The sequence below is a fragment of the Streptomyces sp. NBC_00654 genome, assembly GCF_026341775.1.
Classification (GTDB): Bacteria; Actinomycetota; Actinomycetes; order Streptomycetales; family Streptomycetaceae; genus Streptomyces.
In genome coordinates, this window is sequence record NZ_JAPEOB010000003.1 from 330,894 (window position 1) to 345,539 (window position 14,646).

The 14,646-nt window shown below is 69.6% G+C and carries 10 protein-coding genes, 1 tRNA gene and 1 pseudogene; 2 read left to right on the forward strand and 10 right to left on the reverse strand.

The window, feature by feature from the left end; all coding sequences use genetic code 11:
• Positions 1–15: 15 nt before the first annotated feature.
• The 3 genes from OHA98_RS33885 to OHA98_RS33895 form a co-directional block, all read right to left on the reverse strand.
• Complete coding sequence (locus tag OHA98_RS33885; protein WP_266931488.1) at positions 16–660, reverse strand: IclR family transcriptional regulator; 645 nt, start codon at positions 658–660, stop codon at positions 16–18.
• Between the two features lie 335 nt (positions 661–995).
• A complete protein-coding gene (locus tag OHA98_RS33890; RefSeq protein WP_266931490.1) occupies positions 996–2,900 on the reverse strand; it encodes a hypothetical protein in 1,905 nt (634 codons plus the stop codon).
• A gap of 367 nt (positions 2,901–3,267) precedes the next feature.
• Positions 3,268–4,989, reverse strand: coding sequence for a hypothetical protein (locus OHA98_RS33895; RefSeq protein WP_266931492.1), 1,722 nt, complete (start codon positions 4,987–4,989; stop codon positions 3,268–3,270).
• Between the two features lie 287 nt (positions 4,990–5,276).
• Between OHA98_RS33895 and OHA98_RS33900 the strand changes: the two genes are divergently transcribed.
• On the forward strand, positions 5,277–5,843 hold the full coding sequence (locus tag OHA98_RS33900) for a hypothetical protein (protein ID WP_266931493.1): 567 nt from the start codon (positions 5,277–5,279) through the stop codon (positions 5,841–5,843).
• Positions 5,844–5,931: 88 nt separating this feature from the next.
• On the opposite strand, the gene OHA98_RS33905 is transcribed toward OHA98_RS33900, so the two are convergent.
• The 3 genes and pseudogenes from OHA98_RS33905 to OHA98_RS33915 all read right to left on the reverse strand — a co-directional run bounded on the left by OHA98_RS33905 (position 5,932) and on the right by OHA98_RS33915 (position 9,684).
• A complete protein-coding gene (locus OHA98_RS33905) occupies positions 5,932–7,713 on the reverse strand; it encodes a DEAD/DEAH box helicase (protein WP_266931495.1) in 1,782 nt (593 codons plus the stop codon).
• Between the two features lie 164 nt (positions 7,714–7,877).
• A pseudogene (locus OHA98_RS33910) lies at positions 7,878–8,138 on the reverse strand (type II toxin-antitoxin system death-on-curing family toxin); the annotation flags it as partial.
• A 37-nt stretch (positions 8,139–8,175) separates the two neighbouring features.
• Positions 8,176–9,684: an MFS transporter gene (locus OHA98_RS33915; protein ID WP_266931497.1), complete on the reverse strand. Its 1,509-nt coding sequence runs from the start codon at positions 9,682–9,684 to the stop codon at positions 8,176–8,178.
• Between the two features lie 216 nt (positions 9,685–9,900).
• On the opposite strand from OHA98_RS33915, the gene OHA98_RS33920 reads away from it, so the two are divergent.
• Positions 9,901–9,975: transfer RNA gene (locus OHA98_RS33920), tRNA-Cys, on the forward strand.
• 242 nt (positions 9,976–10,217) lie between these two features.
• Here OHA98_RS33920 and OHA98_RS33925 read toward each other — a convergent pair.
• The 4 genes from OHA98_RS33925 to OHA98_RS33940 all read right to left on the reverse strand — a co-directional run bounded on the left by OHA98_RS33925 (position 10,218) and on the right by OHA98_RS33940 (position 14,570).
• The gene (locus tag OHA98_RS33925; RefSeq protein WP_266931499.1) at positions 10,218–10,868 is read right to left on the reverse strand and encodes a hypothetical protein; all 651 of its coding nucleotides are present in this window, start codon (positions 10,866–10,868) and stop codon (positions 10,218–10,220) included.
• 55 nt (positions 10,869–10,923) lie between these two features.
• On the reverse strand, positions 10,924–13,266 hold the full coding sequence (locus OHA98_RS33930) for a hypothetical protein (protein WP_266931501.1): 2,343 nt from the start codon (positions 13,264–13,266) through the stop codon (positions 10,924–10,926).
• A gap of 17 nt (positions 13,267–13,283) precedes the next feature.
• Positions 13,284–13,721 carry a hypothetical protein gene (locus OHA98_RS33935; RefSeq protein WP_266931502.1) on the reverse strand — a complete coding sequence of 146 codons (438 nt, stop codon included), beginning with the start codon at positions 13,719–13,721 and terminating at the stop codon, positions 13,284–13,286.
• Positions 13,722–14,114: 393 nt separating this feature from the next.
• Positions 14,115–14,570 carry a hypothetical protein gene (locus OHA98_RS33940; protein ID WP_266931504.1) on the reverse strand — a complete coding sequence of 152 codons (456 nt, stop codon included), beginning with the start codon at positions 14,568–14,570 and terminating at the stop codon, positions 14,115–14,117.
• Positions 14,571–14,646 lie beyond the last annotated feature (76 nt).

A 14,646-nucleotide genomic window follows, 5' to 3' on the forward strand; every position in this document is an offset into this window, starting at 1 on the left:
GCGCGTCCGCCCCCGTCAGCGCAGCGCGTCCGCCACTTCCCGGGCCGCGTCGAGCACCCGGGGGCCCACCCGTTCCGGTACGGCGTCGGCGAGCATCACCACACCGACGCTGCCCTCCACGCCCGACACCCCGACCAGGGCTGCGGCCGCCCCGCTGGCACCGGCTTCGAGCTCGCCGTGGGTGAGGGTGTAGCCGGGGTCGCCGACCAGGTTCTTCTGCCGGGCGGAGAGTATGGCCCGGCCCGCGGCGCCCCTGTCCAGGGGGTGACGGAAGCCGGCCCGGTAGGCCACGTGGTAGTCGGTCCAGGTCGGTTCGACGACCGCGACCGCGAGTGCGTCGGTGCCGTCGACGAGCGTGAGGTGGGCGGTGGCCCCGATGTCCTCGGCCAGGGAGCGCAGCGCGGGCAGCGCCGCCTCGCGGACCAGCGGGTGCACCTGTCGGCCGAGGCGCAGCACACCCAGGCCCACCCGGGCACGGCCGCCCAAGTCACGGCGTACCAGGGCGTGTTGTTCCAGGGTGGCGAGCAGACGGTAGACGACGGTGCGGTTGACACCGAGTTTGTTGGACAACTCGGTGACCGTCAGACCGTGATCGGTGTCGGCGAGCAGCTTGAGGACGCGCAGTCCTCGGTCGAGCGTCTGGGAAGTCTCCGCGGTCACGACGCCCTCTCCTCTTCGGGTGAGCGACGACGGCAGTCTCCCGGCGGTTGCGACACCGGTCCCAGCGGCGTCGCACGGAGAAAGCCGCCGGTCTGGCAAGGCACCGGCTGCGCTACGCGGCGACACTGCCACGGCGCGTTCACATTGCGGGGACATTAGCGAGCCAGTCCGCTCAGCGGAAGACCTCGTCCAGAATCCGGTCTCCTGCCGGAACCCGGCGGAGCCGGTGGAGCATAAGCGCCGGTCAGCGGGGCATCGTCCGGAAACCGAACGTCTACGCGCGTCCAGGTCGGGCGACGCCCTCGCGACACTCCGTATTCACTCGTGAACCGACGTTAACTCACCGTGAACTCAAGTTGGCTGATTCTCCCGTTCACCAGGACCTCACAGACCCTGATCGACTTCGTCGCCGGGTCCCGGACGGTGAAGTTGAGGGCGAACGTTCCGTCGAGTCCGACGATCCGGGTGACATGGCTGTCCGAGGTCTGTTTCCCGTCCGCGGCGCGCCCCGTCGCCACGACCGTCGCCACGGGGGCGAAGCCGCGTCCGGTCACCTGGACCACGGTGCCCACCGGCCCCTCGGGCGGGGAGAGCTGGAAGGAGGGACCGGCCGGAACCGTACCGTCCCGGACGGTGAACGCGGCCGTCTCCGTCCGCGGGTTGACCAGGACCTCCCGTACCCGGATGGCGACGGTGTCGGCGGCGTTGACGGTGAACGTCTGCGAGAACGCCCCGTCCAGCCCGACGACCTTGGTCCGCACCGGGTCGGAGGTCTGCGATCCGTCGGCCCGCAGTCCCACGATCGAGACGGTGGCCACCTTGGCGAAGCCCTGCCCGAGAACGGTGACCGCGGTACCCCGCGGACCCGACGGAGGGGTGAGGACGACGAAGGTCGGGGCGACGGACAGCGGGACGACGGCCTGCGCGGACCCGGCGGTGACCTGGAGCGTGTACACGGCCTTCGGGGTGGTGCCCGCCACGGTGACCGTGCCGGTCAGCGCGCCCTCGGCGGTGATGCGGAGGGTGGAGCCGCTGATCCGGCCCGGGTCGCAGCCGGTTCCGTCGGCGGCGCACAGCGCGGCGGCCGGGGTGGCCCCGGACGGCCAGTCGCCCCCGCCGAGCGCGAGGGTTCCGCCGGGTTTCACCTTCCCGGCCCCGGCGGTGAGCGTGGCGGAGGTGTCGGTCACGGTGAAGGGACGGCTCAGGACCGTGGCGGGGTCGTTGCCCTCGTCGACCTGGATGGCGGCGACGGCATCGGAGAGAACGGTGAAGTCGGCGGAGAAGGTGCCGTCGGGACCACTCTTGACATAGACGGCGGTGTCGTCGAGCGCGGTACCCGCCGCGTCGAGACCGATGACATTGATCCACCGGTCCTGGAGGTAGTCGGTGCCGGTCACCCGGACGACCGTGCCGACCGGTCCGGCGGCGCGGGACAGCGTGATCGCCCGCGGGCCGCCCGGGACGAACGCCCGGACGGTGAGGGGTGCGGTCGCCTCCTTCGTACCGTCGTTGACCTTGACCAGGTACGCCCCGTCCGGCACCGCGCCCGCGGCGGCGAGCACGGCGCTGCCGGTCAGCTGTCCCGAGCCGCTGACGGCGAGGGAGTCCGAGGCGAACGCCCCGGTGTCGCAGCCGCCTCCGTCGGGTGCGCACAGGGACGGTACGGGGGCGCCGCCGGCGGTCCAGCGGCTGCCCGCGAGAGCGACGGAGGTGCTGGGCCGGACCGGGCCCGCGGGCGCGACCAGGGTGGGGGGCTGTCCGGCACTGCCCTCGGCGGTGACCGTGCCGATGGAGCCGCTTCCGCTGACCACGTCGCACGGGGTCTGGTAGGTGCCGCCCAGCACCTTCGTACGGGTCAGATTGCGCACCGGGGTGAAGGAGATCGGCCCGCTCGCGGTGGCGGGGATGAGGAAGTCCCCTTCGTACGGCGGTATTTCGATGGGCCGCCCGGACGGGATGTCGAGTGTCACCTCGGGTCCGGTGACGGTGACCGTGCCGGTGGCACCGCCCGACATCGCGAGGTCGAGGCTGGGTGTGGTGGGCACGTCGTTCAGGCTGAGGCCGCTGGTGGCGGGCGAGGGGCCGAGGGTGACCTTGGCGTGCACCTTCCCGCCCGGGTCGACGACGTCGGGGGTCAGCTCGACCGTCATCTCCTGCGGTCCGGTGGCCTCGCCCTGTCCGGCGGGCAGCGTGCAGTGGACGGTCGGGGTGACCGTACCGGCATGGGCGGCCGGGGCCACGGCGACGGCACCGCCGGTCCAGACGAGAACGGCCCCGGCGGCGAGTGCGACGGCACGGCGCCATGACCGTCTTCGGCCGGAGTACGGGGAGGGGGAAAGGGATGGGGCTGGGGCTGGGGCTGGGGCTGGGGGCGGGATCGGGGAGGGGGCCGGGGACTGGGACGGGTGCATGGTCGCTCCTTCGGGCAGACAGGTTGGAGGGCGTGCCGAGGGGGCGGGTCCGGTCCCTCGGAGGTGCGGGTCCGGTCCCTCGGAGGTGCGGGTCCGGACGGGGCGGGTTCGCAAACGTTCAGGCACCGGGCGAGGAAGAGCCCGCCCTGTCCATGCCGCTGCGGATCATCGGGCGGGCTCTTCGCGGTGCCTGCTCTCAGAGCAGGGTGAGGGTGAGCGTGGCGCTGTAGTCCCCGGGCGGTGCGGAGCCGGGGACCGTCAGGGTGAGATCGGCGTCGGCGTCGAAGCGTCCGCCGGTGAACGGACGCGAACCATCCGGGTTCATCCGGCACAGACTCGCCGCGGTGCTGCCGAGCCGCACGGGCGACCCCGCCACCGGCGTACCCTGACTGCCGTTCTGCGCACGGCACTTGGGGACCCAGCTGACCGCGTCGGCCGGGATGGTGGCCGGGCCCGCGCCGCTGACGCCCGCGGCGGTGAAGTCGGTGAGCGTGGCGGTGAGGGACCAGCCGCTGTTGACGCCGCGCGCGTCCTCCACCTCCACCCGGTTGAGCCGGGAGCGCTGCACACCACTGCCGGTGCCCAGGACCGTCGTACCGAAGTCGACGGTGTCGCCGTCCTGGACCATGCTCAGGGTGCCGGCCCGGACGGAGGCGGTGAGCTTCTGTTCGGCCGTACCGCCGTCCCCGCCGCCGCCCGTGGTGACGGTGAAGGGTGCCGTCCGTACGGTGGCGGGGTCATTGCCCTCGTCCGCCTGGACGGCGGCGACGGCGTCGGACGTCACGGTGAACTCCGCGGCGAAGGTGCCGTCCGTGCCGCTCTTCACATAGACGGCCGTGTCGTCGAGCGCGGTACCCGCCGCGTCGAGACCGATGACATTGATCCACCGGTCCGGGTTGTAGTTCTTGCCGCTGACGGTGATGACGCTGCCCACCGGACCGCTGCCGCTCGACAGCGTGATCTCCCGGTCGCCCGCCGCGACGGCCTTCACGGTCAGCGGGGCGGTGGCCTCCTTCGTCCCGTCGTTGACCTTCACCTCGTACGCTCCGTCCGGCACCGCCCCGGCCTCGGCGAGGGTCGCCGTACCGGTCAGGGTCCCGTAGGAGTCGATACGCAGGGAGTGGGCCCGGAACTTCAGCGGATCGCAGCCACCGCCGCCCACCGCACACAGTGAGGGAACGGGCGCTCCGTCCGGCGTCCACCCCGAACCGCCCAGAGCGACAGGGGTGTTGGGGCGCACGGAGTCGGTTGGCGCGGTCAGGGTGGCGGGCTCACCGCCGTCCCCCTCGGCCGTCACCGTCCCGATGGACCCGGCGGCGCCGACCACGTCGCAGGGGGTCTCGAAGACCGAACCGAAGACCTTGGTCTGGGTCAGGGTGCGCAGGGGGGCGAACGAGATCTCGCCGGAGGCGTCCGCGGGGACCAGGAAGTCCCCCTCGTACGGCGGTATCTCGATGGGCTGCCCGGCCGGTACGTCCATGGTGAACTCATCGCCCCGCACGGTGACGGTGCCGGTGGCCCCGTCGGTCATCGCGAGGTCGAGACTCGGGATGGTGGGCACGTCCTCCAGGGCGATGCCGCTGGTGGCGGGCGACGGGCCGAGGGTGACCCTGGCGTGCACGGTGCCCCCGGGGGCGACGACATCAGGGGTCAGCTCGACCGTCATCTCCTGCGGTCCGGTGGCCTCGCCCTGCCCGGCGGGCAGCACACAGTGCACGGTGGGCGTGACGGTGCCGGCCGCGCCGGAACCTGCCCCGGTGGCAGCGGCAGTCGTGGCGGTGGCAGTCGTGGCAGCCGTGGTGGCACCGATGCAGCCCAGCGACAGTACGAGGCAGCCCGCGAGCAGTCCCGTACGGCGTGATCCGCCGGACCGGCGGCCGGCACCGCCGGATCTTCGTCGGCGGATCGTCCGCCCCACTTGTGTCACCCGTGAAACCCGTGTCACGCGACGCATCGGCACCACATCCCTCCACACCCCATTGATTGCGCACATTGAGGAGGGCGGGTGCAGAGAAGTCAAGAGAGAATTATTTGATCCTTTCGGGAAACACCCGGAAGGCATTTCTTCGCCGTAATTACCTGCTCCCGGCGGCTATTGACTTCTCCGATGGGCGCCGTTTCACTGCACCGACATGCCGGGCCCGGCACCCAGATCGGCAATCGCAGCGGATCTGTGGAATTCAACCGGAAGGAGTTCCTCCCGTCATGTCGAATACACCCGGAACAAAGGCCCGGCCGAGCCGGCCGCGCCGAAGACGCCTGCCCCTGCTGACGGTCACCGCGGCGTGTTCCGTCGCGGCGACGCTCGCCCTGTCGACCACGTCGGCCGCCGTCACTCCGCTCACCGCGACCGCGACGTACAACTGCGGCAGCTGGGGCAGCGGACTGGCCACGCTGACCGCCGCCGACGGCGCTGGTGGCAAGACCATCAAGATCACCTCCACGGCCATCACCATGCCGCCCGGCACGAGTGCCGACCCGAACAGCATCACCACGACGCTCAAGCTGTCGAAGACCTCGGGCGGCGTCACGAGCGAGGTGCGGTTCTCCGGGAAGACGAACCCGGGCATGAGCGGCGGCAGTCCGATCAGCCTGGGCCCGCTGAAACTCACCACCGGCACACTGGCCGCGGGCGACACGACGAACTCCGTGGTGCTGCCCTCTCCTCCGGGCGCCACCAACTGGTCGCTGCAGATCGTCGCCTCGTCCCCGACCTCGGCGACCGTCCCGTGCGTGGCGACGGCGAACCAGTCGGCGGCGTTCGTCTGGTAGGACCCCCGGCAGCTCCCCGAAACGCGACCGGTCCGGGTCAGGAAGCGCGCTCCCGTCCCGGACCGGTGGTTACTCGCACCGCTTCGCGTCACGTCATGCGGGTGGCCCACTCCTGGACCTTGGAGATCCGCTGCTGGATCTGCCCGGCGGTGGCCTCCGCGCTCGGCGGCCCGCCGCAGACCCGCCGCAGCTCGGTGTGGATCACGCCGTGCGGCTTGCCGCTCTGGTGGGTGTAGGCCGACACCATCGTGTTGAGCTGCTTGCGCAGGCCCAGCAGCTGCTTGTGCGTGACGACCGGGCGGGCCTCGGCGGGCTTCTCCAGGAGATCGGCCTCCTCGGCCGGCCGCTGGCGGCTGTGCGCGATCTGCCGGCTCTGCCGCTTCTGGAGGAGAAGCTGCACCTGATCGGGTTCGAGCAGCCCCGGGATGCCCAGGTAGTCCTGCTCCTCCTCACTGCCGGGGTGGGCCTGCATGCCGAACTCGGCACCGTCGTACAGCACCCGGTCGAAGACCGCGTCGGACTCCAGCGCCTCGAAGGGCAGCTGCTCCTCGGTCTCCTCGTCCTCCAGCTTCTCGGCGTCGGCGAGGAGCTTGTCCTCCTCCGAGAACGGGTTCTCCTCGTCGCTGCCCTTCTTGGGCTTGTCCAGGACGTGGTCCCGCTCGACCTCCATCTCGTTGGCGAAGTCGAGGAGCATCGGGATGGTCGGTACGAAGACGGAGGCCGTCTCACCGCGCCGGCGGGAGCGCACGAAGCGCCCGACGGCCTGCGCGAAGAACAGCGGCGTCGAGATGGTGGTGGCGTACACCCCCACCGCCAGGCGCGGCACGTCGACGCCCTCGGACACCATGCGGACCGCGACCATCCAGCGCGACCCGTCCTCGGTGAACTGGTCGATCTTCTTCGACGCGGCCTTCTCGTCGGAGAGGACCACGGTCGCCTTCTCACCGGTGACCCTCTTCAGGATCTTGGCGTACTCGCGCGCCGACTCCTGGTCGGTCGCGATGACCAGCCCGCCCGCGTCCGGAATCCCCTTGCGCACCTCGGTGAGCCGCTTGTCGGCGGCGGAGAGGACGTTCGGGATCCAGTCGCCGGTGGGCGACAGCGCGGTGCGCCAGGCCTGCCCGATGGCGTCCCTGGTCATCGGCTCGCCGAGCCGCGCCGCGATCTCGTCACCGGCCTTGGTGCGCCAGCGCATGTTGCCGCTGTAGCTGAGGAAGATGACCGGGCGGACGACACCGTCGGCGAGGGCGTTCCCGTATCCGTACGTGTAGTCGGCGGACGACCGGCGGATGCCGTCGTTCCCCTCCTCGTACGCCACGAAGGGGATCGGGTTGGTGTCCGACCGGAACGGCGTACCGGTCAGCGCGAGCCGCCGGGTGGCCGGGTCGAACGCCTCCTGGCAGGCCTCGCCCCAGGACTTCGAGTCACCGGCGTGGTGGATCTCGTCGAGGATCACGAGGGTCTTGCGCTGCTCGCAGCGGTTGCGGTGCAGCATCGGACGGACGCCGACACCGGCGTAGGTGACGGCGACGCCGTGGTAGTCCTTGCTGACGGGTCCGGCGCTGTAGTCGGGGTCGAGCTTGATGCCTATCCGGGCGGCCGCCTCCGCCCACTGCTTCTTGAGGTGCTCGGTCGGTGCGACGACGGTGACCTGCTGGACGACATGGTGGTGCAGCAGCCATGAGGCGAGGGTCAGCGCGAAGGTGGTCTTGCCTGCGCCGGGTGTCGCGACGGCGAGGAAGTCACGCGGCTGCTCCTGGATGTACCTCTCCATGGCGCCCTGCTGCCAGGCTCGCAGCTTGCCGGCGGTGCCCCAGGGGGCACGGCCGGGAAAGGCGGGTGAGAGGTGGTGGGAGGCGGTAGTAGTCACGGTCTCCGGTTCGGGGCTCTCGGGTACGTGGGGCGCTGTCCGTAGTGAGCTCGCACGACCTCGTACGAGATACGACAACCGGGCCACCCTACCGGCGGCCCGGCCGGAACCCCGTACGAACGAGCCGTGGTTCGGGCCCGTTGAGACGCTCTTCACAGGAGTGCCTACACGGCGGACCCGGGCAGCTGTTCGGCGATCTTGGGCATGTCCAGGGCGCCCTGGCACACATCCAGCACGAACGTCTCCGCCTCGTCCACATCGAAGCTCGCGTTGAGCGGATGCCCATTCATGTGCAGGAAGACCCAGGTCGTGTATCAGGCGATGCGCCTGTTGCCGTCCACCGGCGAGTGGTTGCGCGCCAGGGACTCCATCAGAGCCGCGGCCTTCTGCCACACGTCCGGATACGCGTCCTGGCCGAACACACTCGGGATCGACGGTACCGCGCGGTACCACTCGGTGCCGTCACCTCACCCGCACCCGGGCCGCCACCCACGCCCCCACCAGCGCCACCCCCGCCATCGGCAGGAAGACCGCGGCGAACGCCCCCGGGTGGGAGCCGGACGCTCCCGCCTCCACGGCCCCGTGCGCCGCCCCCATCGCCCCGCCGCCGAGCGCGGCGAAGGCGGCGCCCCCGGCGGCCAGCAGCAGGACGTTCGACAGGCCGTCCGAGATCTGGAGCGCGGCGGAGTTGGACCCGGCCTCCGCGGGGGCCGACAGCTTCAGCAGCAGCACGCTCGTCGAGGCGATCACCATGCCCATGCCGAAGCAGCCGAACGCCCAGGCGACGGCGACGATCCAGACGGGCACGGCCTCGATGAGCACCGAGGGCGCGACGGCGATCGACGCGGCGACGAGCACCATGCCGGTCACCATGAGCTTCTCCCGGTGCACCTCAAGACGCGGCCGGGACTGCACGTACGAACCGAGTGCCCAGGTCGCACCGCCGACGGCGAGCGAGAGCCCGGCCATGGTCGGGGTCAGCCCGCGCTGGGTCACCAGCATCAGCGGTACGAAGGACTCGGCGGCGATGAACGAACCGGCGGAGATCCCGCGCAGTAGCACCACCGCGGGCAGCCCGCGCGCCGCCCGCACCGTACCGGCCGGGAGCAGCCCGCGCACGGCCGGGACCAGCAGCGCGACCCCCACCGCGGCCGGCAGCAGGGCGAACCAGTTCAGCTCCTGCCCGGCGTACTGGAGCAGCGCCGCACCCACCGAGATACCGAGCGCCAGCCGGATGCGACGGCGGTCGTACGGGGCGACGGGCGCGTCCGGGTCCGCCGGCCCGGCGGCCATGCGCCGGATCGCGGGGAGGGCCAGGGCCAGCGGGAAGACGATGAGCACGGGGATGCCGACGAAGACCCAGCGCCAGCCGAGGTGCTCGGTCACCGTTCCGGAGGCGAGCGGTCCGACGACGGAGGGGATCACCCAGCTCGCCGCGAACGCGGCCATGATCGCGGGCCGGATCCGCTCCGGGTAGGCCCGCCCGATGACCACGTACAGGGCGACGATCACCAGCCCGCCGCCGAGGCCCTGGACGGCCCGTCCCGCGATGAAGATCCACATGCTGCTCGCGGCACCGGAGAGCAGCAGACCGACGGCGAAGGCGCTGATCCCGGTGGCGAGCGGCCCGAGCGGCCCGCGCCGGTCGGCCCACTGCCCGGAGAGCACCATGGCGAACAGGCTGGTGGTGAAGTAGGCGGAGAACGCGAACGCGTACAGCGGAATGCCGTTCAGCTCCCGCGCGGCGACCGGCATGGCGGTACCGACGGCTGTCGCCTCGAACGCGATGAGGAGGACGACGGAGACGATGCCGATGCTGAGCGCCCGGTAGGTCCGCCCGAGAATCCCTTCGCCCGGGTCGCCGACGGTCACGTCGGATATCCGGTCCGGCATACGGTCCGGCATCGGGTCCGATATGGGGTGCTGCACGGGGGGCGCGACGTCGGCGTCACGGGGTTCGAGGGCGGTCATGGCCCAAGGGTAAGGGGCACGAAACGGTTTGAACCCTGTCGATGTGCCGCCCCGGCCTCATCCCTTGGTCGTAAGCCGGGCGGCTCCGGTCATGAACGGCGTATGGCAGTCGTATTGCGGCGCGCCCCCGCCCCTTGAGTGCCACCCCCGCCCGCTCTACGGTCGACATCAGAACAACGAACAGCACGAAGCACGACGCACGAAGCACCACACCCCGACCGTGTGCCCGAGAGGCTCAGGGGCTCGACTGCAACTCGAGTTACACCGGTTCGAATCCGGTCACGGTCTCCAGTTCAGCTTCACGGGATCTCCCGTGACGGGATCCACCGGAAAGGCCGCCCCGGCAGGGGCGGCCTTTGCGCGTGACGGGCCCGCGGGGCCCGCTGGGCCCGCGGGGGAAGCCGGCCCCGGGCCGGAGACCGGCCCCCGGCAGGCAGCCGGTCCACGGCAGGAGTACGGCTCTACGGCAGGGGACCGGTCCACGGCAGGAGACCGGTCTACGGCAGGGGACCGGTCCACGGCAGGAGACCGGTCTACGGCAGGGGCCGAAGGTCCGGCTTCTTCGGCAGACCGCCGTTGTCCTCGCATCCGAGCTTCTCGGCGACGGCGAGGGACGCGGCATGGGCGAGGGTCAGATTGGCGGCCAGGTTCTCCGGGGCGGGCCCACGGTCCTTGGCGTTCCCGAAGCCCCCCTTGATACGCGCGGGCCGGTCCTTCGAACCGTCGAGCTGCGGGCTGACGCATTCGAAATTGATACGGGCCCCGACAGGCCCCGCCGTGGCCTCCTTGCCCATGGAGTACATGCGAGCGCCCCCGCGAAGGTCCGTGTCCCCCACGTCCTGCGGCGCGTAGATCGAGAAATTGATCTTCACGTCGTCGCGCCGGTCGGCGCCTTCCGCACCCAGGACACAGAGGTCGTACCCCGTCGCCCAGCTGCGGCCCGACGCATGGCCCTTCTTGAGCGCCTCGACCACCCGGTCCATGCGCTTTTCACCGGTCCGGTCGAAGGACGTGGCGCCCGTGACGGTTTCGACGGTCTTCTCCAACGGACCGGCGAACACACCCCCGCACACTTCCCCGGCGCCCACGTACGGCGACTCCTCCTCCTCGGAACCGCACGCCACCGCGCCCGCCCCGACGGTCATCACCAGCCCGATCACGGACAGCGCCCTCACCACTCGCACCGGTCCCACGCCTTTCATCGCCGATCATTCCGTCCCGGTCACCGCCCTGCGGGCGTCAGCCGGTCTCGGGGTCGTTGCCCTGCTGGTTCTCGCGGTCGTTACCGGTCCCGTACCCGATCCGCATCGCTTCCTTGAGGTCCTGGCCCAGATCGCTGTTGATGTCGATGTGGTGCAGGGCCATGAACTTCTCCATGGGCGCCTCGGCCATCGATTCACCGGAGGAGTAGACCTTGGTCTTCTCCTCCCGGGTGAGTTCGTCGACCTTGTCCTTGTTCTTGTCCACGGAGTTGTCGGAGATGTCGCCGACGACCTGACCGATGAGCTGTTCCGCGGCCCCGCTCGCCGTGTCCGTGGCCAGCGGGATGAGAACGGCCGCCGTTCCCACGGCCGCGGTGACCGGGAGGAAGGCGACACCGGCGGCGACCGCCGCCCCGGCCCCGAACTCCACCCAGCCGGCCCGCTTGGCCACGGCCTTCTCGTACTCCTCGTGGGTCTTGAGGTTCGTCGCCTCGACCTGGTCGGCCCGCGACTGGTCGAGCATGCCCTGGACCTCGGCGCCGACGTGCACGGTCGACCGGGCGGCGCCTTCCTTGATGTTCCCGTCCTGGTACTGCGCCTCCAGGACACTCGTGGTGTAGATCTGCTCGGCCTTGGAGACGGTGGCGTACGCGTCGGGGTGCTGCCCCAGAGCGCTGAGGAAGCCGCGCGCCGCGTCCCGGCCACCGTCCTGGCCGGCGAGGTCGGAGAAGTCGAGGTGCCCCTCGGGGTTCTTGGTCGGCGCGAACACACTGTCCGGGTTGTTCTTGTCCAGGGACCAGTTGATGTCGTCGATGTAGCCCGCGCCCATGTTCCCGAGGCTGTCGGACATCGCCTCCTGCTGCTTGAGCAGGCCCGCGTCCGATCCGTACTTCTCCATCACCTGACGCATGACATCGGCGTTGTCCGCGTCCCGCGCGACGGTGGCGTCCGGACTGTCGTACGGATACCCGAGGGTCGCCGACTCCAGGGCATGCCCCAGGGCGTCCGGCATGTAGTTGAGCGACCGCTTGAGTTCGTCCGGGTCGAGCGAGTCGACGTCCCCGTAGGACTCCCACTTCTCGTTCCCGAAGAAGTCGAGGTAGTTGTCGACCGCCTGGCCGTCCTTCTTGCCGAGGTCGGCCGTCGCCCCCTTGTTGACGGTACCGTCCTCGTTGTACGCGGTCGGCGGATCGGTGAAGAACTGCTTCGACGCCTCCGGGCTGTGCCCCAGCGCCTCCAGCATGGCCACCGACGGATCGTAGCCGGAACCGTTCACCCCGGACGGGTTGAACGGGTTCTTGAAGGGGCTGTTCACCTGCTTGTTCTCGGCGAACATGTACGGGTCCTTCTGGTGCAGCTGCGCCACGTGCTCGGCGATCGGGTTGAGGAACTTCGGGTCGTAGTTCCCGTACCGCATGATGCCGCCGAGCAGCTGGTAGCCGAACGGCCCGTTGCTGTCGTACTTGGCCAGCGGGACGCGCTCGGTGCCGAGCTTGCGCAGCTCCGGCCCCCACTCGGCCGTGAACTTGGGGTCCTGCGAGGCGGTGGCCAGGTTGAGTCCCAGATTCTTCTGGAGGTCCTGGACGTCCTTCAGGCGCTCCTTGTCGACCTTGCCGTAGTCGTACGTGTCGGTCGACAGCTGCCCGAAGAACGCGAGGGCCTTCTCCGGGCCGAGCTTCTCGTAGAAGTTCTTCGAGAACTCCGGCGACTTGCTGTTGTCGTGCAGGAGTTCGTTGAGCGCCGCGAGCTCGGTGTGATTGATGTCGCGGCCCTTGGCGGCCAGGTCGGCGGCGCGGGCCGCCTCCTCCTGGTCGAGGTTCTGGTACTTCGGGGCGCTGAAGTCGTTGCCCTCGGTGACGTTGGCCTCAAGGGCGTTCTTGAAGGCCACGTCGGTGTCGTTGGCATTGTCGACGATCAGGTCGATCTTCTTCTGCCAGGCCTCGATGGACTCCTTCTGCTTGCGCAGGAGTTCGGAGTAGTCCGGGTCGTGCCGTGCGGTGTTGTCCTTCTCCAGCGGATGCCGGGCCGTCACTTTGCCCTGGGCATCGACATGGATGCCGGCCTCGCGCCCCTCGACGTCCCGGATGTTCACCAGGTCGTCCTTGGCCTTCTTGATGGCCGTGTGGGCGTCCTCCAGGATCAGCTTGACACCCTTGGCCTCGGCGGCGGCGTCCTTGAACTCCTTGGCGGTCTTGGCGATGAACGCCTTGGTGATACCGGCGTTCTCGCCCTCCCACTCCGCCTTGTCCGCCTTGGCCTTCATCCCGTCATTGGCATCCGTGGCCAGCTTGTCCAGCTTGGTGACCATCTCCGTCCAGTCGGTCACAGCCGTCTGGAGCTTGCCGATCGGCGCATCGACAATGTCTGCGTACTTCAGCACGTCAATTCCCCCGGGGATTACTTCAGATACTCATTGAGCTTGGAGACCGAGATGAGATCCCCGGCGATCTGGACATCGTCCTTCTGAAGCGACGACGTCGTGTAATTGAGGTGATTCGAAATCTGCGCACACGCGTCGAGCAACGTCTTCAGATGCGTGTTCCACCGGTCATGGACCTTCAGGAGCCCCGACCCGCTCTCGAAGTTCCCGTTGGTGAGCGCGATGGCCGCGTCGAACGTCGACGGACGGGCATGATCACCGTCCTTCGACACACGGGTCCGCAGACCGTACGCCTCATGCCCGATAGCACCCAGGTTGTCCTTGTTCACCGCAAGATCCGCAACAACCGGCCCACCACCGGGACCCCCCGGCTCCGCCGGCACACCATTCAGCCGCATATCGACCCGCTGTGTCGATTCGGCACGAAGCGTTGCCCATTCTGAGTCGAACGTCACGAAATCCCCCGTACTCAATCCCGGATGCCACCGAAGCCCACCGCTCCGCTCTCAATGACGCCCACGCTAGCGGCTCAGTTTCAGCCGAGGCACCTCGGGATGAGATCACTTTCCGCCCCAAACACATAAAGCCAGGCAGACGGTTCCATTTCCGAGGGCCGTTCCCCTGCGCGTCGCCATCCCCGGAGCGGCCAGCCGCCGCGGCTCCTGGAGAAGGGAGGCGGCGGGACGGATGCACACGGCGCGAACGGCAACCGTGCGGAGTGCGGCACTCACAGAGAGCACCATCAACGGCGCGGGGGCGGACGGCGCCGGCTGGACGTCGTGACCAGGAAGGCCGCCCCGGACACAGGACGGCCTCCCGACTCCACGAACTCAACGAGCGCGGGCGACCTACGGCAGGGGCTGAAGGTTCGGATCCAGCTCCCGGGGCAACCCGCCGTCGTTCTCGCATTCAAGCTCTTCGGCGACGGCGAGGGAAGCGGCATGAATAACGGTCAGATTGGCCACCAGGTTCTCCACCGCGTCACCTCGATTCGCAGCACCTTCCAATCCCCCATAAATCCGTGCCGGTCGATTCCTGGAACCATCCAGTCGCGGACTGACACACTCGAAGTAAAGCCCGGCCACACGGGAACGGGCCACCGCCTCTTTACCCAACGGAAAGAGCCGAGTGCCCTCAGGGTTGCCCGGATCACCCACATCGTCCGGCGCGTAGATGAGGAAGGACAGTGTGGTCGCTTCTCTCGAATCAACACCCTTGGCACGCATCTCGCAGAGTTCTTCAGCCAGCGACCAACGGCGTCCCGACGCGTACCCCTTCTTGATCGCCTCGACCACCCGGTCCATGCCCCCTCCAGAGCGCCGACCGAAAGACGTGCCGCCGGCAACGGCCTCAACCGTCTTCTCCAGAGGGCCCACGAAC

Coding starts and splice junctions, on each gene's coding strand:
- OHA98_RS33900 (WP_266931493.1), top strand. CDS start 5,277: ATGTCGAATACACCCGGAACAAAGGCCCGGCCGAGCCGGCCGCGCCGA.
- OHA98_RS33940 (WP_266931504.1), bottom strand. CDS start 14,570: ATGGACCGGGTGGTCGAGGCGATCAAGAAGGGGTACGCGTCGGGACGC.
- OHA98_RS33915 (WP_266931497.1), bottom strand. CDS start 9,684: ATGACCGCCCTCGAACCCCGTGACGCCGACGTCGCGCCCCCCGTGCAG.